We start from the raw sequence: 25157 nt of genomic DNA on the forward strand, positions 1-25157 counted from the left end.
GGAGGCCGTTTTAACTAAAACAGCCTCCTTGGATTTATTGCTTTTTTACTGTTTTCTCATCCCAATGAGCATTATCCTTCAGTTGATCAAAATTATAAGTTCTGAACATTAGCATAAGGTATGATATCACTCCAGTCCATCCAGTTTGATGGCTAGCTCCGATACCTGCTCCATTATCTCCATGAAAATACTCGTAAAATAAAATATTGTTTTCCCAGTTAGGGTCTTCTTGAAAGTGCTTGTACCAGCCATACACAGGTCGATAGTTCTTTTCGTCTTTTAAGAATATCTTCTCTAAACGGTTCACTATTTCAATGGCGACTTCTAATAAGGTCATCATATTTCCCGATCCTGTAGGGCACTCCACTTTATAGTCATCGCCATAAAATGCATATTGTTGAAATAAAGCACGAACAATCATGGTATTGGTAGGCATCCATATTGGACCACGCCAGTTTGAGTTTCCCCCAAACATGCTACTGTCTGATTCCCCAGGAACATATTTCACGCTGAATTCTTCATCATTCCAAGAAAAGATGTATGGGTTTTTTTCGTGATATTTTGATAGGGATCGAATACCATATTCACTTAAAAACTCGTCTTCATTGAGCATAGTTTTTAAAATAGCTGTTAACTTTTCCTGGCTAAGTATACCTAATAAACGCCGATCATTTTCCCCTTGATTAAAAGGACTAGCTATGTTTTTAGATAAGCGTTTTGTTCGCGTTATCATGTATTTATATTTCTCCATAATTGGAGGAAGTAGATCTAAATGTTGTTTCTCAATAACAGTTGAAGCACAAAGTGGCAGTAGGCCTACCATTGATCTAACTTTAAGTCGTGTAGCAGAGCCATCGGGGAAACGTAAAACATCATAGAAAAATTGATCTTCTTCGTCCCACATTTCATCTTGGTTCTCACCCACTTTATCCATTGCTGATGCAATTTCTAAAAAGTGGTTGTAGTAATCTACTACAGCCTCTTCATACTCTTCATAGCCAAGTCTTACTAATTCAAGACATATTTCTAGCATATTTTGAGCATACAAAGCCATCCAGCCATTTCCATCAGATTGCTCAATATGTCCTCCAGTTGGTAATTCGTGGCTTCTATCAAATACTCCAATATTATCTAACCCTAAAAAACCTCCCTGAAAGGTATTATTCTTCATGGGGTCTTTATGATTGATCCACCAATAAAAGTTTTTATTAAGCCCTTCAAAACAGGTTTTTAGAAATTTGCCATCTCCCTTACCATGGTTTTGTTTGTTGTTTTTATACAATGTAACAACAGCAAAGGCATGTACGGGAGGGTTTACATCGTTAAAACTCCACTCATATGCAGGGATTTGTCCATTTGGGTGCAGGTAATTATCTTGTAAAAATAATTCGAGCTGATTTTTAGCAAAGTATGGGTCAACAACAGAAAGAGGAAGTGTGTGAAACGCAGAATCCCAAACGGCATACCAGGGGTATTCCCATTTATCTGGCATACTAATAATATCGTGGTTTTTAAGGTGCTCCCAATCGTTATTTCGTAGTTTTTTTCTGGGACCACCTTTATAATTATCTAACCATTCACTTACGTCAAATTCAAAATACTGTTTGGTCCATAGCATACCTGCTAAGCCTTGTCTAATGATACGCTGTTCGTCTTCACTTGAATCTGGAGGATAAATATCGTTATAAAATTCATCTGCTTCTTTCTTTCGAAGACTGAGCGTTTCTTCGAAACTTTTGAAGCTGTACTTAGCCCTGTTTGTTGATTTAAGAGTTAGACTAATTTCAATGCTCTCACCAGCTGGAATTTCTAAATCGTACATTGCTGCAGCCTTTGTTCCTTGGTTATCAGGATTAACAGAGTCGAATTTGTGTTCAACAATGAATTCATTAAAAGCATCTTTAACGTATTTTGTGCTATTATTGCCCGTTCCAAGTTTTTCATGGTTGGTTTCGTTATTAGTAAATAACCATAGTGGTGTTTCTTTAGCACTCAGTACATAATCTCCTAGGAAGTCATGTTTTGCAATAATGCAATTATCATCAAGTAATTCTATTTTTGGTTCAATTGTTTTATAGTTCCACCAAGTATTACGAAACCAAAGTGTGGGCAGTAATACAACATTTGCATCCTTACTACCTCTATTGTGTGCAGTTATCTTAATTAGGATGTTATTAATATCTTTTTTTGCATACTCTACAAAAACATCTAGATAGTTGTTTTCTTTAAAGGCATTGGTATCTAAAAGCTCATATTCAAAATCCTTTTTTGAACGAGCAGCGTTTACATCAACTAAATCCTGATAAGGAAATTCATTTAACGGATATTTGTATAAATACCTCATATATGAATGAGTTGGTGTCGAATCTTGATAAAAGTAATACTCTTTTACATCTTCACCATGGTTTCCTTTTGGGCCTGATAATCCAAAAAGGCGTTCTTTTAGAATAGGATCCTTCTTGTTCCAAAGGCTTAGTGCAAAACAAAGATGCTGATTATCATCACTGATACCAGCAATGCCATCTTCGCCATATTTATATGTTCTTGCTCTTGATTGGTCATGAGAAAATGAAATCCAAGGATTATCTGTACTGCCATCATCTTCGCGTACTGTGCCCCATTGGCGTTCGCTTAGGTAGGGTCCCCATTTTTTCCACTCAATCCCTTCATGAGCACATGCTTCTAAACGTTGTTTTTCATTTTTAGTCATTAGTCAACCTTATTTTGTTGAAACTTTAAATTAACACAAAAATAGAAATTCAACACACATAACTTACCTATATTAACATTTTTTTATGCAGTATTGATTTGATAAAGTCTCATCTTAAAGAACTTTTCATAATGCTTATGGTTATTGTGTTACGAATATATTGTATATTCGATATGATATTATTTTAACCTAAAGATAGACTCTAATTAGAATCGTCTATTGTAATACGCGTAATTTATGAAAAAAGTAGTATTGTTTTTAAGTATGGTGATGTTAGCCTCAACCTTTATTACGGCTAATGCCGGAGATAACAAATGGGGTGTAAGAGCAGGTTATCAGAATACAAATATTTATTCTGATGGTGATGCGCTAGGAGATAATTTAGGTGGGTTTTATATTGGGGCATTTAGAGAGCATCAATTAATACCTCTCTTAAGCCTAAGTGCAGGTTTAGAATATACTCAAATGGGTATGAAGTTTTTGGATGAAAACAGGAATCTTAATTATTTAGGCGTACCTATTGGCTTGAAAGCTAAATTAGGGCCTATTTCTGCAATTGGAGGAACGGGTATTAACTTTAAAGTTGGTGAGCATGATGGGTATGAAGAATTAGATATAAAAGGTTTTGATATTCCTGTTTATTTAGGTGCCGGTTTTAATGTACTTATGATTGGTATAGAGGCCCGTTATCAATGGGGGTTAACCGATATAAATGGAGATAGTGCTGGCAAGGTTGCTAATAGAGGTTTTCAGATAGGGATATCTGTAGGGTTTTAAAAGAAGTTTTTTATAAAAGTAAAGCCAGTAACTTAATTGCTACTGGCTTTCTTTATATTATTTTCTTTTGCCTCTAGGTTTTTGACCTCTAGTTTTTGGCTTTTTGTATTTGGCTGCTATAGTTCTTCTGTATGAACCTCCTTGGTTCTCTTTCTTATTTTTGTCTTTCTTCTCATGAAAAGCAGCTCCCTTAGAGGTATCCACTTTAGGAGTTTTTACCAATAGTTTGCCGGCAATTACCGGAGCTTCTAAATCGATTATTTGTTCTGATACTTCAACATCAATTGGTAATTCTTCTAGCTCAATTTTAATATTCATTAAAGCTTGAATTTCTTTCCAAATATTTTGGTCTTCCTCAGACACAAAAGCCACAGCTTGACCTTCTGCTTCAGCCCTTCCTGTTCTACCAATACGATGCATGTAAGCTTCAGGCTCATCAGGCATATCAAAGTTAATTACATGGCTTACGTTCTCAATATCAAGACCTCTTGAAATAAGATCAGTTGCAATTAATATTCTTAAGGTACCATCAGCAAACTCATTTACCATTCTGAAACGGTAGTTTTGCGATTTATTGGAATGAATCACCCCTAATTCTTCCTCAAATATCTCTTCTAGATTTGTGTATAATAAATCTGCCATTTGCCTACTTTTAACAAATACCAATACTTTATCAGCATTTGGCATAGTATCTAGCGCATACAGTAATAGATTTATTTTGGTGTAAAAATTAGGAACATTATACCCACTTTGGAAAATTTTATCAACCGGAGTACCACTTGATGCAACCTCTACTTTTATTGGGTCGTAAAAGTATTTTTTAATAAGCACCTCAACATCATAAGTTAAGGTTGCCGAAAACATTAAATTCTGACGTTTTTCAGGAAGAAGGTCTATTATACGTTCTAATTGAACTTTAAACCCAAGGTTAAGCATTTCATCAACCTCGTCAATTACTAACTTCTGAACAGCTTTTAACCTTAAGGTTCCTGTTAAGCAAAGATCCAATAGTCTACCAGGAGTAGCAACTAATACATCAATCCCGTCATAAACCATTTGTTTTTGAGTATTAATGTTAGTACCACCATAAACACCACTGATGCGGCAATTCATATATTCTGTTAGCTTAACAAATTCACCAACAACTTGCTCTACTAATTCTCGGGTAGGAACTAATACTAAAATTCGAGGATGTTTTTGCTTACTGAATTTGAGGTTTCGTAGCAATGGTAATATGTATGAAATGGTTTTACCAGTACCTGTTTGAGCCACTCCAACTACATCTCTTCCAGACATTGCAATGGGGAAAATTTGTTCTTGAATGGGTGTAGCCTCAGTTAAACCCATATCATCGATAGCGTTTAATATTGGGCCGTTTAAATTTAATTCAGTAAACTTCAAAATATTCTTGTTTTTATTTTGTTGCAAAGATAAGAGTCTAAAGTAAAAAATAGAATTAAGTTTCTATTTTATCTTTTTATGCAGATTTCTCTCTTAATGAAGTACTAAACTTGATACAGAATGTTTAGTCAATTAATATTGCTCGTTAATCAATACATAATATCACTTTCCCATAAAGTGAGGTGTTTCATAGTTCTTCCCCGTTGGGAATGAATAACTTTGTGAACCTCTTAACGTTTTAAATGTTACTAAGAACAAAAGAATTGGGGAATTCTAAATTTATGGAGATAACACTATGAAGAATATAAAACTTATATTATTAGTTAAGTGTGTGCTAGTACTAACCCTGGGCGTATCGGCACAAAGTGGTCCTGGAGGTATTGGTAATAGTAATGGGGATAGTGGCCAGCCTGAAAATATTATTTGGCTTGATGCCTCAGATTTATCATCATTTGGTGATGCTGATACTTGGTTTGATAAATCAGGTAATAATAATAATGCAGTTCATATCGGAGGTACTCCACCAACATTGAACTCTAGTGTTATTGGAGGGAAGCCAGCCCTACAATTTTCCGGGGTAGCAAATGAATACCTTAGAATATTGGATGATCAATCAGGTGCGAATAAGCTTGATAATAGCAATGAGTTATCCATTTTTGCAGTATTAAATTCGGGGTCAAATGATACAAGGGCAATAATATCAAAAAGGTTAAATGCATCAAATAAGTCATGGGCTTTTTTCTTCAATAATGGTTATGAGTTAAATGGATATGTAAGTAACCAAGCATCAGGAGGAGGAAGTAATATTAGCGTTTCTCCAGCAATAGCTAGTTATATTTATGATGGATCGGCACTTACTCTTTACAATAATGGCGATTATCAGTCGCATGTAAATACTTCAGTAACGATTCCTGATCGTACAGAAAATGTTACTATCGGATTATTCGATGAAGGTGATAATAGATATTTTAATGGTGATATAGCTGAGATAATTGTATTTAGAAATGGTTTAAATACTGCTCAACGAGTTATAATAGAATCCTATTTGTCTCAGAAATATGGAATTATTGTAGCAAAGGATATTTTTTCAGACGGTGATGTAAATTATAACAATGACTTTGCAGGGGTAGGTGTTGAATCTGATGGAGAGAATAACGAGGCAAACTCAAGTGGTTTATATTTATCACTAAGTAATTCCTCTGATGGAGATTATCTAGCGGCAGCACATAATGGTGTGTCTAACACTTCTGCAGATTTTGTTAATTCAGCACAAGTTACTGCTTCTGGAGCTACTAGTGCATGGAATAGATCATGGTATGTGCAAAGAACTGAAACTACGGGTACTCCTACAGTTCGATTAAGTTTTGATTTATCAGAAGCCCTTGGTGGAAAGTTTCCTCAGGACATTACAAATTATGTGCTATTAACTAAAAGTAGTGATGGAGGAAATTATTCACAGGTAACTGTTGTCAACAAAGGAGTAGAGGTTGCAGATAGAATTTACTTTGATGTTGACTTTGCTAACTTTTCAAATGGGTATTTTACCTTGGGTACATTGGATGAAACTTTGAGCCCATTAGAAGGTGGTGATAGAAGAATATGGTATACACTGCGATCTACCTCAGAATGGAATAATCCTGAGGCATGGACTCTTGAACCTTGCGGTTGTTTGCCGAATAATCCAGAAGGTTACACTCCCATAACATCCCCAACAGCAATATCAGATAGGGTGGTTATTTTGAGCGGAAAAAAAATTACAGTTCCTGCTGGGGTTAATGGTTTAGCAAATGCTGAGTTAATAATAAATGGGGAATTAGATTTAGGAGCAACATCAAATCATAGTTTTGCGACTATTGAAGGTGGCGGATTAGTTACTATGGCAGCAGATAATTTTCCGGAAGGAGATGCCTCAAAGTTTATTACTGCAGGAGAAGATGAAGGGAAAGTTGAGTTTTATGGTAGTGGTTATGCCATTAGTGATTCCCATGAGTTTTTTGATGTAGATGTAAAATTAGATGCATCAGGTTCAGAGATTACGCTATTGGGAGATTTAACGGTTAATGGAGATTTTAGAATTGAGAGAGGTATATTTACCATAAATGATAATTTATCTTCACAAGCAATTAATATCAGAGTTAATGGGGATGCGATTGTATTATCAGACGGACAGATTCTACTTGGTACAGGAAATGCAAGGCATCAGTTTAGCTTGTTAGGCGATTTTGAAAATCAAGGAGGTACTGTTCATTTTACAAATAGAACTGCTGCAAGTTACAATAGTGATGCAACGGATGGTATTGTAGATTTTAATTTATTAAATGATACAAAAAACCAAGTTATTACCTGTAATGGTATTACTAATTTTTATAGAATAGAAATAGATAAGGGGATTGACAAAACTTATATTGCGTCAATTAATGCTTCTGATGTAGCAAACTTTAATTTGTATGGCTCTGCTCATCACAACCATGGATCAATTTCTCAATTAGCAACTAATGATAATGCCTTAGGGTTATTGCGAGGTACAGTTAGGATTGGTCAGAACGTGACTATTGCCCAACTTAATACAGGTTCTAATTATAATATATCGACAGCAGCACGTTTATGGATTGATGGAGGAACCGTATCTAAAACTACGGGAACTGCAATTGTACCTTATGGTGAAATTAAAATTAGTTCAGGTGTTGCTAATATTAATGTTAATAGTGGAATAACACTAAGAGAGAATGGGTATATTAATATTGAAGGGGGAGAACTTAATGTTTATCAGATTAGGACTTCTCTTTTAGGAGCTGAGCATAAAGGAGGTTACAAGCAATCAGGAGGTGTTGTAAATGTTACTGCAACTACTACAAATACCGACTATTATCCGTTTAACTTAACGTTTGAAGGTAATTCTTTTCAAATGTCAGGTGGGGTTTTAAATATTGATAAAGCGAATTCAAAAGGTGGTATCTTTATTAATTCTTCCACAGCAAACCAGAATGTGACAGGGGGTACTGTAAATTTAAATATTGGAGATTCTAATACTTTTAAAATTTCATCAAAAGCACCATTTTATAATTTAAACCTGACTAAAACTGTTGTAAATGCGACCGAGTTTGTTTTGGATGATGCCATTGATGTAGGTTCTACAGATGTGTATTTAGAGGCGCAACCTTTAGTGGTATTAAATGATTTTAGAATTAGAGGTGAAGATACTAATGCAAACTATCCAGATATTACTTTATCAGTCTTTTCAACCAATAGTGTAGTAAGTGATTTGTATGTTGGTGGTTCTTTCTTTATAGAAGAAGGCGGTGTTTATAATTGTTTATCAGGCGGTACATCGCCATATGATGGAACCAATAAACAACCAACACAGGTTAATACTACTTATTTTAACCAAACTATAGCAACCTCTTCAATAGATACGCTTTATTGGGGGCATTCCGGGGGTGGAGACGATGATATTGATAAGGATCAGCGTTTCGAATTAGGTAATTTTATTTTAGACAGAACAAGCGGGAACGAATTACGAACGGTAGCTAAATCGAATATAAAGAACAATCAAATTTTGATTGATGTTAATGGTGATGCAAGTGTTTTATCAGGAACTCTAGATCAAGGAAGGATGACCTTTAGAACCTGGGGTAAAATTGTTAATAATGATAGAATGGGTACTTATTATTCTTCCGGAAGTTATCCGGTATCAGGAGGAACGCCAAGTACAGCTCAAATTCGTTTCAGAGAAGAACCACCTGTTATAATTGAAACATCTGATGATGCAGTTTTTGGAAACTTGAGGTTTAATGTAAATCCAACTACTACACATGTTACTTTAACTAGTGATATGAAAATTGAAAGAATGGAATTTACAAAAGGAGCTATATATCTTAAAAACCATAATTTGACCATTGATGAGATATGGAACCTTAATAGTAGTGGTGATCTATTCTCAGATATTGATAACTCAGATGAGTTAACTTTAATTGATGATGGAATTGTAGGAAACAAACTAATTTATACCGACGGTAAAGCATCTGATGGTGGCTTATCTTTATTGATCGATCAAAATACACCAAATGAATCCAAAGGAAATAGGGATAAGAATAGAAGTCCAGTCACCTTCCCAATTGGTTTTACAAACGATGGAGGATCAACTGTTTATTATCGACCTGCACAAATTAAAGTTAAAGACTTTGTTGATAATGGTTATGTAACCGTCAGAACAGTATCTGGTGAATTGCAGACTTCTAACCCAACCGGTTCGAGTGAAATACTTCAGCATTACTGGAGAGTTACACATGATGGGTTTAATACATTGCCAACAGTAGCATTTCAGTTTTATTATCAAGATAAAGATGATGTTACAGGAATTGACAAAATTACAGGTGCTTCTCAAGAAGCAAATTATGTGCCTGGATATGTTTTAGGAGAATCTCCTTATACAAGATATTATGAGTCGGAACCAATATCTGATATTAGTGATGTTGTTAATACAGAAACGTCAGGCACAGCTAGGAGAATTGTATTTAATGGTTCTTCAACAGGTGGTGAGTTTACTCAAGCAGGGTTCGTAGGTTTTACTTTAGCGAATGCTAATTTCACAGCTGGTGAGGTAGCACGTTTTTCGGGTGTGCCTGAAGTTTATTATACTAGAGATATCTCACGTGAACCTAGGTGGACAAATACAAATGCTTGGACACGAAGTGACATGTTAGATAGTTCATATGGTCCTCATGATAGTAGACAACCTGCTGCAGGAGATTATCCGAAAGAAGGAGATATTGCAATTATAGGATGGGTTCCATGGGGAAATACAGGAAGTTCTGGAAATGAAGGAGAGCCTCATGGTATATGGATTGATGGCACAACTGAGCAGGTTGCGGAATTGGTGTTTACTCCTATGACAGACATTTTGGGAAACCCAACAGAAAGAGTATATCGATCATCATTCCAGTTTAGACCAACATTGTGCATTAATGGTAGTGGGGTATTAACAGCGGGTCGAGTTAGTGGAGAAGGTATGTTCTGGAATAGAAATTCAGATCCAGATTTTTCATTGATGGATATTGGCGATTTTGCGGCTAGCGATTCATCTTATATTGTATATGAAAACAATGTAAATGATAAAATATTTAATAACGCTCCATCATTATTCCCAAATTTAATGATTGCTAATGATGGATGGGGAGGTAACAATAGAAATATTACATTTCCACATGATGTTGAAACAAACGGAAATTTTGAAATATTAGGTGATGCAAACTTAGTACTTTCGAACAGTGCCAGTGGAGATATAACTGTTGGACGAGATTTATTATTATTTGAAGTTACAAATCCTGTAGAAGGTAGCCCAAGTGGTGGAGGGGCAAGGATTGATTTTCCTAACTCAATTGAAAGAACTGTTGTAGTTAAAGGAGATTTAATTCTCTCGAACAGAGGAGCATTGATTAGTGTAAACTCTCCTGATAATACAATCAATACGCATACCTTAGCATTGGCGGGCAATATTTATCAGAAGTCTGAAGCTGGAACCGTAGATGGTTTAAAGTTTTGGACAGCCGACGATCAAGATAGAATAACCTTGATATTAGATGGTAATGCCGATATGGTTTACGATTACCATGATGGAGATATCGCAGACTTATATAGAATAGTTGTTACAAAAGGTAACTCTGTTAATATAAAAGCTCAGTTTAATGGGGCCTTTACACTAAATGGAGCAACCGATGGTTTAGGTATTGATAAATCCTTAGAATTATTAAATGGTCTGTTTGTTATTAATAATATAGGTACAAGTATTAATCTTTCAACAGGAAATGATGATTTTAGTATTAATAGTACCTCAGGATTGGAAATAATTCAAGGTTCTGCATTTATTAATGGAGGTTCTAATTTATCACTCGATGGATTGTTGAAGCTGTCTGGCGGAACACTTGATATGTCTGGCGGAGATAATGCAATAGTTTACACAGTTTCAGGTAATTCAAGTATCGAAATTAGTGATGGAACTTTACTTGTGGGTTCTCAAATACGAAGATCAGTTTCTGACGAGCTTGGCGTATTGAAATATACTCAATCAGGAGGTAGTGTTGAGATAGGAGTATCATCTGGCGGAGATGGAACAAGAGGAATGTTAGAAATACTGAATACAGGAAGTAGCTTCCATCATACAGGAGGTAACTTGAGTTTTATTCAGCAAAATTCAAATACTCCAACTGCGGCTGCCTTGCATCTAGAGCCTTCAAGTTATAGTACTAATGGTAGTGTAATCAATATTTTTAATTTAGATACACCTTCTAATCAAAATTCGTTTAAAATTAATTCTAAAATTATTTTAAACGATATTAATATAGGGGGAGCGAATAATCCTGAGGTTCAATTAACTGTGCGTCCCCTAAATGTTGAGGGAGAATTAAATATTAACTCTGGAGCTACTCTAGATGCAGCAGGTTTGGATATGAATTTAACAGGAGATTTTGTTAATGATGGCACCTTTATTCATTCAAATAATGAAGTGAATTTTGTAGGAGGCTCTGCTCAGCAAATATCAGGTAATACTACATTTTATAAATTAACAAAAGATGTTGGTAGTGATGAGTTATTATTAACTACAAATACTGAACTAACTGTAGAATATGAGCTTACCCTGAATTCAGGAACTATAAATGATGGAGGTAATGCAATTTACGTGTTACGTGATATAATTAATAATGGAAGTTTTACTTCAGGTGGAGGAGACGGAGTTGTATTGAATGGTGCAGTATCTCAACGTATATATGGTAATGGTTCTTATGATAGAATTTATCTTGATAATAGTGCTGGTTTTACTCAAGAAGATGGAAATATTATTGAGATAAATCAACTACTACAGATGGAATCTGGGATTTTGGATATTGGGAAAAATTTAATTGTATTTAACGAAGGAGCTACCGTAAATTCAATCGCAGGTTTTGGTGCAACTAATATGATACAAACTAATATATCATTTGTAGATGCTGGGCTTAAGAAATTATTAAATCCAGGTTCGCAGTCCTTTATATTTCCTTTGGGGTCGGGAGGAATTTATACTCCTGTAAATTTAAATATTACCAATAACACCTCTTCAAGTTCATATATTAGAGTTAAAGGAGCTAAGGAGGTTCACCCTAGTGTAGTTGATTTAAGTGCTACTGCTTGGGATGAAAAAGACAATGTACTTAAGTATTATTGGATTATAGATGCCAATGGCTTTAACGATTTTACAGGTACTATAACAATGAGTTATCCTAATTCATTGGTTAGTGTTACTGCAGCAGGTAAAGCTTATGACGACTATATAACAGCTAGATTGTTATCAAGAGGTACCGGAGATTGGAATAAGGATATTGGTACAATCGATACTACTAATGATATATTAACATTCGATTTTACAACAGCTACAGATGATGATGGTATTATAGGTGACTATACGGCAGGACTAGATGAAGCTATTCCTGATCAGGTACCTACTTATACTTCGGTAAAAGATGGTGATTGGAATGACACCTCTGTTTGGGCTCCAACACCACCTGCTGGTGGGCCGAGAGGTGCTATGGTTGTTATTAATGATCAAGTTGCAGTCCCTATCGATTATATATCATCATATAGAACTACCATAAGTGGTGCAACAGATGGACGTATTTTAATTGAAGGAACAGAAGGGCATAGATTAGGGAATGTATTAGGAACTGGATCTATTTATCTTGAAACAGGATCATTACCGGCAGGTGATTATACCGAGTTTTTTAAGGCAGATGGAGGAACTTTAGAGTTTGGAGGAGACATGATTACTTATCCTGTTTTATCAGGAGTATCAGAAGTGAATAACTTAAAGTTTCAAGGTACAGGGGAACGTGACTTACCAAATGTTGATTTAAATATTCTTGGTGATCTTACTATAGAGTCAACAGGAGTTTTATTAGTTGATAATAAGTCTGACAGATCAATTAGTTTAAAGGGTGATTTTATATTTAATTCAGGGAATTTAGATAGTGGTCAAGGAAACAATGCAACCATGATATTTGATGGTACTTCGCGTCAATATATAAAAGGTGCTTCGTTGCTTACTGGATCAAATGCACTTTATAACTTAACAATTGCAAATGCAGCCGGAGTTGATATACAAACAGGTGTTGAGGTAGATAGAGTTTTAACGCTCACTAATGGAATTCTAAATACAGAGGCAGGGAGTTTAACACTAACTTACTCTGAAGTTGAAGCTTTACAAGGAGGTACTTCTTCTGCATTTGTAGAAGGGCCAATGGCAAAAATGATCAATCATAATGAGTATTTTGACTTTCCTATTGGACGTTCAGGAAGATATGGTACTATTAAAGTATTTAGTACAAATACTTCAGGTAGTGGTTTGTGGGAAGCTCAATATTTTAATACCAATCCAGCAACAGGGGGTTATGACCCAACTAGTGTGGTTGCTCCTGTGGAGTTTGTGAATAAAAATGAATATTGGAAAGTTAAAGGTCCATCAGGATCAAGTGCGAGATTAACTTTGACTTGGGATACGGAGAGTGGAGTCAATCCAGATGCTAATTTTAGAATAACGCAATGGCAGGATTTAGCAACAGATGCTTGGTCACAACTTGCAGTATCTAATACAACTGGAGATTCTAATGGTGGAAGTATTTCGTCTCAATTGCAAATTGACTTTAATGAGTTTACTGAAGGTAGTGTGTTTACTTTTGGGTCAATTCTTACACCAGCTTATACTTGGTTAGGAAATAATGCAGATTGGTTTGATGCTTCTAATTGGACTAATTCAATTGTTCCATCGGCATCATCGCATGTAACTATTAATGCAGTAACAGCTCCTCAATTAGATCCAGTAATTGATCCAGCAATAAATTCAAATGTAGTTCAAGTGAATGACCTTACTATTAATTCGGGAGCTAGCCTAACATTAAAACCTGGCACAAGAATGACAGTGAATGGAAATTTATTAACTAATGATGGTTTGATAATCGAGAATTCTAATGAAAAACCTACTTCATTTATAACTCTAGGTAATGTGAGTGATAATACTAATATTGTGTGGTCTTACGAGTCTCGTAGGTATTGGTATATTGGGCATGCAACAGAAAGTGCTAGTATTGCGTCATATGATGCTATAATATCAGGTGGAAATGATTATTTTCTTTATGATTACCCCTCAGGTGCTTGGTCTGATATAAGTAAAGGCTTGTATCCTGCACGGGATCCTTTGAGTGATCCATTAGTAGGAACTTCTGTGATCTTTAAAGATCCTGCAACAATCTCACAGTTTGGTATACTAAATAATAATAGTTCGTATACAAAGAACTATTTGGCTGATGAATGGTACCTTGTTTCTAATCCATATCCAAGTTACCTAGATCTTAGTAATGTTTCAGAATGGGAGTTTGGTACAGCAGATAAAACGGTTTATACGCGTACTGGAGAAACATTTAGTTCTCGAGGTTTTGCAACTTATAATATAGAAACAGGTATAGGTGCAAATGGCGGATCAGAATTCGTTATACCAGGGCAAGCTTTTTGGATACTTAATAGTGGTAATAATAACTTTACGATAAAAAAAGGGGCCAGAACGCATACTGAAACAATGGAATTAAAATCAACAAGTTCAAACGAAAGTGATATTGTTCGACTGTCATTAGTTACAGAAAATAGCGTGGATGAAAGTGTTATTGCCTTTAAGGATGCAGGTAGATTACAAAGTACAAATATAGACTCTAAGAAGAGGATGTCTACTTCTGATGATTTTATTAATTTTTATTCAAAAAAGGAAGGTGTTAAATTAACAATTAACGTGATGCCTGATTTCTCAGATGAGTATATTATTCCTTTAGGATATTCCTCTAAAAAAGATGTTTTATCAACTATTAAATTTACTAATAGTGATTTGTTTGATGGTGAGGCTCAAGTGTATTTGAGAGATAATGTATTAGACACAGAAACGGATTTACGTACTTCTCAATATCAATTTATGGCATTAGCCGGTGGCGAAGAAGATAGATTTGAGTTAGCTTTTGTTTCTAGAGTTACAGAACCACAAATACCAACAGATATTGATGATAGCGACGATTTTAAAGTAAAGGTGTTTGCTTATTTTGCTAATGAAAGAATAACGGTTGTTGAAAATCTACTTGAACAAAGTAAGAGTGATAAGGTGTTTATTTCGGTTACCGATATTCGGGGTGCTAAGGTTTATGAAGTCGATTCACATAATAGCGGAACGCACTTGTTAGAAGAAAACTTTAAGCCAGGAGTATATATCATATCGGTTTATACAGACTTAAGTAATAGAAAAACATGTAAGGTTGTAGTTAATTAATAACTGTAATTATATAAGAACAAGAAAGGCGGCCAATGGCCGCCTTTCTTGTTCTTATATAAGATTTAGACATTTAAATTTTTACTTTTTTCGTTCCCACATTTTATCTAAATATTCTTTTATAATAAATGTTTTACAAGATGTATCACCATGGTCTATTTCAATTTCTCCAAGCGATTCGGCTACCTCTATCACCTTTTCTCTAAGGTTTTGAGTTCTTCCTCCTATAGCTATTAAGCAATTATTCATAGCTTCTTTAGCCCTGTTGGGAGATAAATGTAATTCTTGCTTAATTTTCATTAAAAACCCATGAAAGAAGAGTTCGCTTTTGTCGTCATCATTGCGGGCAATGAAGTTTAATATGGCAAAACCAACGCGTTTGATATATTCATCGGGAGATTGGATCCAAAGATACATGATATCCAAGCCAAATTTAGTTTGTGCAATTAACTCTGCAAAATAATCTGCTAGTACATAATATTGTATATCTGCAACCCAATGGTTGGCTTCATTTCTAGTAATTTCAATAGGGTCGGCTACCATGCATGCTAAAATGCGTGCGTCTATATTTCTTGTTTGCCACAGTTGTTGCGCAACTCGATGATTAATGTCTTTTTTATTGGAGGAAGGCGTTATTGAAGCTTTAAGTTTCTTTAAGTTGGCAAAGCTAACTCCAAATAAATCACCTTTGGCGCCATGTTTTCTGTAAACCTTTATATTTTGTTTGGTTCCACAATTCTTTAACTCTTCAAAAATGCTTTTAAAATTCATAGCACTAAATATACAAAAAATGATAATTAGATAAAACTTATCTTTTTGATTGGAAGAAAGATTGTATTAAATCAGAGCATTGGTTTTCCATAATATTACCTTTTATAGTGCATCTTGGGTGTTTTATTATGGGGGTGTATTTTGAAAAACCTCTTTTTTTATCTTCTGCACCAAAATAAATGTTCGCAATCTGAGACCACTTTAAAGCACCTGCGCACATTACACATGGCTCAAGAGTAACGTATAGAGTGCATTCATTTAGGTATTTGCCTCCTAAATATTCTGTAGCAGCTGTAATTGCAAGCATTTCTGCATGGGCAGTTACGTCATTAAGTTGTTCGGTTTGGTTATGTGCCCGAGCTATAATTTGGTTATTACATACTACAACAGCACCAACAGGTATTTCATCTAAATCAAAGGCTTTTTGTGCTTCAATTAATGCTTGTTTCATGAAGTAATCATCCGAGAACTTGATTTTGCTCATATTTATCTTTATTATCTGCTTTGAAACAACAATGTTATTCAAAATCTTTATATTTTCGCATGATTTTATTTGATCAATTTATTTTGATTAAATAAGTTGAATAGGAACAGCAATAATAAACTAGAAATAAAATGTATAGATCACATACTTGTGGAGAGCTACGTATGGCTCATGTAAATCAAAATGTTACTCTAAGTGGATGGGTGCAAAAAGTTAGAAATCTTGGAGGAATGACTTTTATTGATTTGCGAGATCGTTATGGAATTACACAATTGGTTCTTGACGTAGAATCAAATAAAGCCTTAAGCGATGAAGCTAACAAGTTAGGTCGTGAGTTTGTAATTCAGGTTACAGGTAATGTGGCAGAAAGAAGTAGCAAAAATGCTAAAATGCCAACTGGAGATGTTGAAATACTTATAGACTCATTAAAGTTATTGAATGCATCAGAGTTACCACCATTTACTATAGAGGATGAAACTGATGGTGGCGATGAGTTAAGAATGAAATACCGTTATCTCGACTTACGTCGTAACCCGGTTCGTAGTAACTTAGAATTACGTCATAAATTAGGTTTCGAGGTTAGAAATTTTCTTAATAACCAAAATTTTATTGAAACTGAAACTCCTGTTCTAATAAAGTCTACTCCTGAGGGAGCGCGTGATTTTATAGTGCCATCGCGTATGAATTCAGGAGAGTTTTATGCACTACCTCAATCTCCTCAGGTATTTAAGCAATTATTGATGGTAGCCGGGTTCGATCGTTATTTTCAAATTGTGAAATGTTTTAGAGATGAGGACTTAAGAGCCGATCGTCAGCCAGAGTTTACACAAATTGACTGCGAAATGGCCTTTGTTGATCAACAAGATGTATTAAGTACATTTGAAGGAATGACAAAGCATCTTTTTAAAGTAATTAAGGATGTTGAATTTGATTTTGAGTTTCCTCAAATGCCATTTTCAGATGCTATAAAATATTATGGTTCTGATAAGCCAGATATTCGTTTCGATATGAAATTTGTTGAAATGAAAGAAATGTTAGCTGATTGTGGTTTTAAAGTGTTTGAAGATGCCGAATATGTTGGTGGTATTTGCGCGCAAGGATGTGCAAATTATACACGTAAGCAATTAGATAAATTAACCGATTTTGTGCGTAAGCCGCAAATAGGTGCTAATGGTTTGGTTTACGTTAAATGTAACGAAGATGGAACCTTTAAATCATCGGTAGATAAATTCTTTGATGCTGATGCACTGCAAAAGTGGGCGGATGCATTTGGAGCAAAACCAGGTGATTTAATTTTAGTATTAGCTGGGGATAAGTCAAAAACTCAAAATGCCTTATGCGAACTTCGTTTAGAAATGGGAGAGCGTTTAGGCTTAAGAGATAAGAATATGTTTTCACCATTATGGGTAGTGGACTTCCCGTTATTAGAGTGGGATGAGGATTCAGAACGTTTTCATGCGATGCATCATCCATTTACCTCTCCAAAAGATGAGGATTTACACTTAATAGATTCTGATCCCGGTAAGGTAAGAGCTAATGCTTATGACTTGGTGATTAATGGAGTTGAAATAGGTGGTGGATCAATTCGTATTCATAACGATCAACTACAAAATAAAATGTTTAAGTTATTAGGCTTTACTCAAGAAGAGGCTGAAGCTCAATTCGGGTTCTTAATGAATGCCTTTAAATATGGTGCACCTCCTCATGGTGGTGTTGCTTTTGGTTTTGATAGATTAGCATCGTTATTTGCAGGGTTAGATACCATTAGAGACGTTATCGCATTTCCTAAGAATAACTCAGGTAGAGATGTTATGATTGATTCTCCTTCTCCAGTTGCCACTGAGCAATTGAATGAGTTAAGTATTAAATTGTCAGAAGTTAAAAAAGACTAAGGTCAGAATTTTAGATATGATATTTAAGGGTTGCAATTTTTGCAGCCCTTTTTTTGTTATTTATTAAGCAAGCGTTTGGCAGTAGTTAAATATTCATAGCAATCGCTAGGATGGTGATCAATCAGGTTTTTGCTTCTTTTATGCCCAAGGCGTACCACAATTGCATTTTCTTTTTTTAGTACAAAAATATATTGGCCTAATATTCCACGAGCATAAGGTATTTTATCTCCCTCGTGATTAATAATCCACCATTGATAACCATAATGATTCACAGGTTTGTTGTCGTCAGAATCAATGAGGTAGTTTGCTGGACTAGTTGCTGATTGAATGAAATCCTTCGAAATTATTTGTTTGTTGTTAATAAGTCCATCTTTTAATACTAATTCCCCAATCTTAGCAAAATCTCGTGCATTGCTATTGAGGCAGCAATATGCTTTTTCTGTTCCGTTATTTTTATCCAACGACCATAATGCCTCTCTTTCACAGCCTAGTGGTTTCCAAAGTTTCTCAGATGCATAGTCGGAAAGCGATTTTTCTGTAGCATTTTTTAAGACTAGTGATAGCAATTGGGTGTCTCCACTTTTATAACTAAAGTATTTTCCGGGAACGTCGGTTATTTTTAAATCACTAACAAGTCCGGTTATGTTATTGCCATAATAAGCTTGTGTGGTTAGTGAGGTGGGGCTTGTGTAACTTTCGTCCCAATTACTACCACTGCTCATCGTAAGAAGATGTTTTATTTTAAGCTTATCGTTTGGAGGGTTGTTGAATTCAGGGATAAATTCACCTACTTTTTGGTCGATACTTTTTATGTAACCATCATCAATTGCTGCACCAATTAACAAACCAACAACACTCTTTGCTGCCGAAAATGAATTCGATAGTGAGCTGTTAGAATAATTATCCCAGTATTCTTCGTATAGAATACTGTCATTTTTTATAATTAGATATGCGATTGATTTGTAGTTTTCTAATGTCTCTCTCTCTTTCTTTTTGAGTTTTAGTTTGTTGTAATTATCAGCTGTTTTCCAGGGCCTTACTTTATTTCCAATCTCTATCTTTCTATTTGAAAAAATGGTATAATCGTCAATTCCAGGGAATAAATATATAACAGCATTCTTCAAATAAGAAGGCGTTACTAAATAGAATAAAGCACTGCTAGCAATAGCTAGTGTAATGATTAATTTCTTTTTAGATAGTTTCATATTATATCCTTTGATTGACGATTGATTATTCTACTCTTTATTTTCTGGGTACCACTCTTTTAATTTAATAAGCTCAGGAAAAGCTGCTGGTTTATAAATTGATTTATTACTGACAGTACGTAAGCATTCTTGTATTCCCTCAGCAACACTAGGGTGTGGATAGAATATTTTGAGAACCTCTTGTAAGCTATTTCCTTGGTTAATCAGGTGCGCTACAGATACAATATATGCTGATGCTTGGGGTCCGGCAGCTCGCATGCCTAAAATTTTAGGTTGCTCATCAGTGCTGACCATAACCTTTACAAAGCCTGTTGTATTTCGCATAGCAATGGCACGGTTAATAAGTTGGTTTGAGTAAAAGGCTACTTTGTGAGGGATATTTCTTTCCTGCAGCTGTTTTTCATTTAAACCTACGGATGCTAGTTCTGGTTTAAAGAACATTAATGTAGACATATTGCTATAGTCAAGAGCATAGCATGGTATATCAGCTAATTTTTCGGCAGCTAATCTACCTTGGAATTCGGCAACACTGTATAATTGCGTATGACCTGTAATATCACCAGCAGCATAAATGTTACAGTGGTTATTTTCGTCATGAAGTAAGCATTCGTCAGAAATCTCTATATTTCCTCTTTCGTTGGTTTCTATCCCAATATTTTCAAGACCTAGTTTATTGGTGTTTGGAACTCTCCCAATTGCGACTAGGGCAACATCAACTTCAATTACTTTACTGTTTCCAGCATCGTAATCTAGTATTATTTCTAGGTGGTCTTTGTGTTTGTTTATTGTTCTTAAATGTGCAGTATGATGAACTTTTACTCCGTTATTCTCGAGGTTTTTGGCCACAAAATCACTCACATCATCATCTTCATTTGGCAATACTCTGTTCGCTCTATCTAAGAGGTGTACTTCTGTTTGTTTGAAGTTGCTGAATATGGTGGCAAATTCACAGCCAATTATTCCTGATCCAATAATGAGCATTCGTTCAGGAAATTTCTTGAGTTTAAGGATGTCCTCAGAATCAATAATTCTTTCATGGTCTATTTCAAGTCCGGGTGCTTTTCGGGGTTTAGCTCCAGTGGCAATAATAAAATATTTTCCGTGGAGCAATTGAGTTTTCTCTTCAGAGGTAACTTCAACGGTGTTTTTATCTTTAAATTTTGCCCAGCCTTTTACCAATTCAAGTGAGCCATTTTTACTTTTGTTTTCAGAGAATGTTTCAATCTGACTTAACATTTGGTATTGCTTCTCTTTTGCAGCGTCGATTACAGTTTTTATAACTTGTCTGAAGTCAACGCTGAGACTGCCGGATCTATATCCTCTATCAGTACGAGCAGCAACGGAATAGTCCATGCTTAATTCGTACATGGTTTTAGAGGTTAATGCTCCGTTCATTATACCTGCACCACCGATGTGTGATCCTTCAATGATGCAAATCTTTAATCCGTAATCTAAAGCTCTGATAGCTGCAGAATATCCAGCCGGTCCTGATCCAATAATTATTAAGTCGTATTGTTTCATGTATGATGTATATCTATGTGCATTAGGAATAATGAATTGCAAAAGAGAATGTTCATTATTGTTTTGTGAAAATAGGAGTTTTATGTATTAAATTCAATTCTATTATCAAAATAAAAAAAAGCACCACTGAAAAAACAGAAGTGCTTTGTTATATAGATTATTTGTAATCTTTAATGTAAGTCATTTGGGTTGTAGCTTTCAACATGTCTTTGTGTTTTTGCTTTGTTGAATTCCTTTATGGTTATAATTATTCCAGTTTCTTCAACATCTCCAAACCTATCATTAATAGCAGTGCCAAACGAACGCATTGAAGGAGACAAGTTCATATAGGCATTCACTAAAGGAGGGATGGTTTCTCCCAATTCTCGAACTCTTTTATTTAACGATTTGTAATCATCAACAAATGAGTCGCCTTTTACAATTTTCTTTATCTCTTCATCACTCAATTCTACTTTGAGTTTAAAGCTATCAAGTGGATAAACTAACTTATCAGGATCGCCAAAATATTTAGCCATAAAGCTTAATATTAAGTCTCTAGCTTCTTGGTTAAAGTGGTCGTACATGGTTACTTTACCAAAAAAGTATTTCATCTCAGGATGATTTACTATTAAGGAACCTAATCCATCCCAAAGGTTGTCAAGGGCGAATAAGCTCTTTGCTCCTTGTTTGCTCGATTGGTATTGAGGTTGCACAAAAGATCTACCTAGTTCAATTGTGTAAGGTAACCAGTTGTCGAGAAAGTTATCTGAAAAATGAAACATTCTTGATGTGGCAAGTCTAACATTTCCGTTAGCATCTCTCGGTATTTTATTACCCATTATGTAACGGTAACCACCTAATATTTCTTTTTCGTCAGGATCCCAAACTATTAATTGATGATACGGTACTTCAGCCATATCGTAATCATCAATATCTGCTCCCTTACCAGTTCCGCCGCCAGCTTCTCTAAAAGAAATTTCTCTTAGTCGGCCAACTTCCTTCATAAGGTTGGGAGCTTCGGTACCAACAAAATCATAAATTTTATTCCCACCTTTATTGGTGTTTCGTACAAATCTATCTTTGGTTAATTCAGCTTCCAATAATTCTTTGGCTATTGGAGCTATTATATCTTGTGTTGAATCCATGTGTTACAGATTTAAAATGCAAAATTAATTTAATTTCGGTAACCTATATGTTGTTTCTTTTATTTTTTCTGCCCATTTCTTTGCGCTATCTCCATTTTCTAACTCTTGCCATTTAATTGGTTTGCCGAAACTGAAGTTTATTTTTTTTCCTTCTTGTTTAAACATTTCATCTACCAAGTATAGCATTTCTATATTAGCTTTTATGCCGAGTTTGCCTCTTAGGCGTGCAAGGTTATAAAAGAATTTGGAGTTTTGGGCATCAATGTAGACGGGAACGATATCTCTTTTGTATTTAATCGACTTTTTTACAAATGCTGCTTTCCATTCAAGGTCTTTAATTACGCCATTGTTTTTTCTACTCACTAAGCCGGCAGGAAAAAACAATACCTGAGATTCAGAGGCAAAAGTGCTTTCAATTTGTTGGGCCGCACTTCTTGCTTGGCTGCCGTGTTTATTTATAGGTATGAAAATGTCATTGAATCTACCAATATGTAGAAGGATATCATTTACTGGGAATTTTATATTTTTAAAAAAACGTCCCATAATGTTCATGAGTATGATTCCATCAAGCCCTCCCAAAGGGTGGTTTGCAACAAATAAGTACCGTCCTGATTTGTCTATTTTATCTAAGTTTATTGAGTCGTAGCTAACGTTGAACTTTTTTGTGCAAGCTTCGCCAAAGTCTACTCCATATAAACCTGGATTGTCATTTAGCAGGTCATTCAGTTCATCCTGATGTGTTATTCTTTTTACGTATGATAACACGAATTTGGGTATCCATTTATATAAGCCTGGATTCTTTTCTTTAAAAATCCTATCTATATCTAATATTTTTGTTTTAATAGTACTTCCTTGTTTCATTTGTTAATATTCTATCAAATAAATTAAGAGATAGTAATCGGTCGTGTTTTAACACGACCTTACTACGTCAAAATTACCATAAGGTTATCGGCAAAGATAATGTATTGAGCGTATCTGCGGTTATTTTTTCGAGATATTGCTTTGTGCTGCATTAATTAATTTGTTGATTATGTATGATGTTGGCGTATTGAGTAGATATCAGTATTGTTATAACTCAGAATCTAAATATGTATTTATAGGGAAAACTTATCAACAAGTGGAATAAAGTGGGTAAAAGTGGTTGATAATGGTTGGTAATTTTTTTATTTTTACAAAAAAAATACCTAAAACGTAATGTCCACATTTATAGGTGATTTTGTTTCGAAAATTGACACCAAAGGTAGGGTGGTGTTGCCTTCTGTATTTAAAAAAGCTATGGTGGCTTTAAATGTGGAGCGTTTTGTGGTGCGTAAAGATTTGTTTGAACCTTGCTTGGTTTTAATGCCTTATTCAGAGTGGGAGTTAGAAATGGAGGATATTCGGTCTCGTATAAATCTTTATAACAGAACGGAGAATAAATTCTACCGTCAGTATTTTAGGGGTGCGGCAGAAATTAATTTGGATGCAAATGGGCGAATGCTTATTCCAAAACGTTTGTTAGAGAAAATTGAATGTCCTAAAGAACTTGTTATGGTTGGGGTGGATATGAAGATTGAATTATGGAGTAAGGAGACTTATGAGAAAGATGAGATGAGTGAGGAAGATTTAGCTAAAATGGCTGAAACAATTTTAGGAAGTAAATCAAATTTTGAAGGGTAAGTTATGGAAGACGTATATCATATACCAGTATTATTGAATGAGTGTTTGGATGGATTAAACATTGATCCGAATGGGTATTATGTAGATGTAACCTTTGGTGGAGGCGGACACAGTAAAGAGGTGTTAAAGCGTTTAGAAAATGGTAAGCTAATTGTCTTCGATCAAGATGAGGATGCTTATGCCAATCGACCAGATGACCCGAACTTAATATTTGTACAGCATAACTTCAGATATTTAAAACACTTTTTAAAATATTTAAAGATAGATAAGGTAAATGGAATTTTAGCTGATCTTGGTGTTTCATCGCATCATTTCGATACGCCAGAGCGTGGTTTTTCATTTCGCTTTGAAGGTGCTTTGGATATGCGAATGAATCAAAATGCTAAAATCAAAGCATCGGATATACTTAATGAGTATGAGGAGAACGATCTCTTCCGAATTTTTAAGCAGTATGGCGAAATTAAACATGCTGGTAAATTGGTGCGAGGTATTCTATCAAAAAGAGCAGAATCGCAATTTGTTATGATATCTGATTTACTTGAGGTTGTAGAGCCATGTGTGCCAGCTAGAGATAAAAATAAGTTTTTGGCAAAAGTGTTTCAGGCATTAAGGATAGAGGTTAATGAAGAGATGGATGCTTTAAAGGAAATGTTACGTCATACTAATGATGTGCTAGCTGAATCTGGACGTTTGGTTGTGATATCTTATCATTCGTTAGAGGATAGGTTGGTTAAGAATCATTTAAAAACCGGAGATCCGGATAAAACACAGCCTGATAAAGATTTCTATGGTAAAAGTGAAGTTCCATTTAAACTAGTGAATCGTAAACCAATTCTACCAACAGAAGAAGAGTTAGAGCGTAATACAAGATCAAGAAGTGCCAAGTTAAGAGTTGCTGAAAGAATATGAATAGTGCAAAAAGTAAAGATCAAGAATTTGTAGGTAGTGGTGATGAGCGATTAAGACGGTTCTCATTGCGCGACCTGATTTCAGGGAGGTTCTTTACGCGTCAAATTGTAGTAAAGCAATTGCCATTTCTTGGTTTTTTGAGCCTATTGGCATTCTATTATATATCTAATCAGTTTAAGGTTGAGAAATTATTGAAAGAAAATGCCAACCTAAATAAAGAGATACAAGAGTTAAGAATTGAAGCAATAACGACTTCTTCAGATTTAATGTATATCAGTAAGCAATCTGTTATTCTAGATAAAGTTAAGGAAGCAGGGGTTGAACTTGAGGAGCTAACAGAGCCTCCTCGACGTATTAAAATTAATAATTAGTTA

14 protein-coding genes are annotated in these 25157 nt (G+C 35.0%); 6 read left to right on the forward strand and 8 right to left on the reverse strand.

Translation table 11 applies throughout. The features are described 5' to 3' along the window. Positions 1 to 34: 34 nt before the first annotated feature. Positions 35 to 2710, reverse strand: a complete 2676-nt coding sequence (locus tag A8B35_RS03645) for an MGH1-like glycoside hydrolase domain-containing protein (protein WP_075602042.1) — start codon at positions 2708 to 2710, stop codon at positions 35 to 37. 237 nt (positions 2711 to 2947) lie between these two features. Here A8B35_RS03645 and A8B35_RS03650 point away from each other — a divergent pair, with 237 nt between their 5' ends. Then, positions 2948 to 3487 (forward strand): outer membrane beta-barrel protein, encoded by a 540-nt coding sequence (locus tag A8B35_RS03650; RefSeq protein WP_075602043.1) that lies wholly within the window; start codon positions 2948 to 2950, stop codon positions 3485 to 3487. Positions 3488 to 3544: 57 nt separating this feature from the next. Here A8B35_RS03650 and A8B35_RS03655 read toward each other — a convergent pair whose 3' ends face one another. Beyond that, on the reverse strand, positions 3545 to 4888 hold the full coding sequence (locus tag A8B35_RS03655; protein ID WP_075602044.1) for a DEAD/DEAH box helicase: 1344 nt from the start codon (positions 4886 to 4888) through the stop codon (positions 3545 to 3547). A 295-nt stretch (positions 4889 to 5183) separates the two neighbouring features. On the opposite strand from A8B35_RS03655, the gene A8B35_RS03660 reads away from it, so the two are divergent. Further along, a complete protein-coding gene (locus A8B35_RS03660; protein WP_075602045.1) occupies positions 5184 to 15218 on the forward strand; it encodes a hypothetical protein in 10035 nt (3344 codons plus the stop codon). Positions 15219 to 15299: 81 nt separating this feature from the next. Here A8B35_RS03660 and A8B35_RS03665 read toward each other — a convergent pair whose 3' ends face one another. Next, entirely contained in the window at positions 15300 to 15989 is a 690-nt protein-coding gene (locus A8B35_RS03665; protein ID WP_075602046.1) for a DNA alkylation repair protein, read from the reverse strand. Positions 15990 to 16026: 37 nt separating this feature from the next. Continuing rightward, complete coding sequence (locus tag A8B35_RS03670; protein ID WP_075602047.1) at positions 16027 to 16473, reverse strand: nucleoside deaminase; 447 nt, start codon at positions 16471 to 16473, stop codon at positions 16027 to 16029. 131 nt (positions 16474 to 16604) lie between these two features. Between A8B35_RS03670 and aspS the strand changes: the two genes are divergently transcribed. Further along, positions 16605 to 18365 carry an aspartate--tRNA ligase gene (aspS, locus tag A8B35_RS03675; protein WP_075602048.1) on the forward strand — a complete coding sequence of 587 codons (1761 nt, stop codon included), beginning with the start codon at positions 16605 to 16607 and terminating at the stop codon, positions 18363 to 18365. A gap of 56 nt (positions 18366 to 18421) precedes the next feature. Here aspS and A8B35_RS03680 read toward each other — a convergent pair whose 3' ends face one another. The 4 genes from A8B35_RS03680 to A8B35_RS03695 form a co-directional block, all read right to left on the reverse strand. Further along, complete coding sequence (locus tag A8B35_RS03680; RefSeq protein WP_075602049.1) at positions 18422 to 19570, reverse strand: serine hydrolase domain-containing protein; 1149 nt, start codon at positions 19568 to 19570, stop codon at positions 18422 to 18424. Between the two features lie 30 nt (positions 19571 to 19600). Beyond that, entirely contained in the window at positions 19601 to 21091 is a 1491-nt protein-coding gene (locus tag A8B35_RS03685; protein WP_139314798.1) for a dihydrolipoyl dehydrogenase family protein, read from the reverse strand. 170 nt (positions 21092 to 21261) lie between these two features. Then, positions 21262 to 22215 (reverse strand): GNAT family N-acetyltransferase, encoded by a 954-nt coding sequence (locus tag A8B35_RS03690; protein WP_075602050.1) that lies wholly within the window; start codon positions 22213 to 22215, stop codon positions 21262 to 21264. A gap of 24 nt (positions 22216 to 22239) precedes the next feature. Next, a complete protein-coding gene (locus A8B35_RS03695; RefSeq protein ID WP_075602051.1) occupies positions 22240 to 23076 on the reverse strand; it encodes a 1-acyl-sn-glycerol-3-phosphate acyltransferase in 837 nt (278 codons plus the stop codon). Between the two features lie 333 nt (positions 23077 to 23409). On the opposite strand from A8B35_RS03695, the gene A8B35_RS03700 reads away from it, so the two are divergent. From A8B35_RS03700 to A8B35_RS03710, 3 genes are read left to right on the forward strand one after another with little or no spacing between them, the layout of a single operon-like run. Then, complete coding sequence (locus tag A8B35_RS03700; RefSeq protein WP_075602052.1) at positions 23410 to 23874, forward strand: division/cell wall cluster transcriptional repressor MraZ; 465 nt, start codon at positions 23410 to 23412, stop codon at positions 23872 to 23874. 3 nt (positions 23875 to 23877) lie between these two features. Further along, entirely contained in the window at positions 23878 to 24783 is a 906-nt protein-coding gene (rsmH, locus tag A8B35_RS03705) for a 16S rRNA (cytosine(1402)-N(4))-methyltransferase RsmH (RefSeq protein ID WP_075602053.1), read from the forward strand. Then, a complete protein-coding gene (locus tag A8B35_RS03710; protein WP_075602054.1) occupies positions 24780 to 25154 on the forward strand; it encodes an FtsL-like putative cell division protein in 375 nt (124 codons plus the stop codon). The genes rsmH and A8B35_RS03710 overlap by 4 nt, the downstream gene beginning before the upstream one ends. The last annotated feature ends 3 nt before the right edge of the window (positions 25155 to 25157 follow it).

This window comes from Saccharicrinis aurantiacus, assembly GCF_001660705.2.
In the GTDB taxonomy this organism is placed as follows: Bacteria; Bacteroidota; Bacteroidia; order Bacteroidales; family Marinilabiliaceae; genus Saccharicrinis; species Saccharicrinis aurantiacus.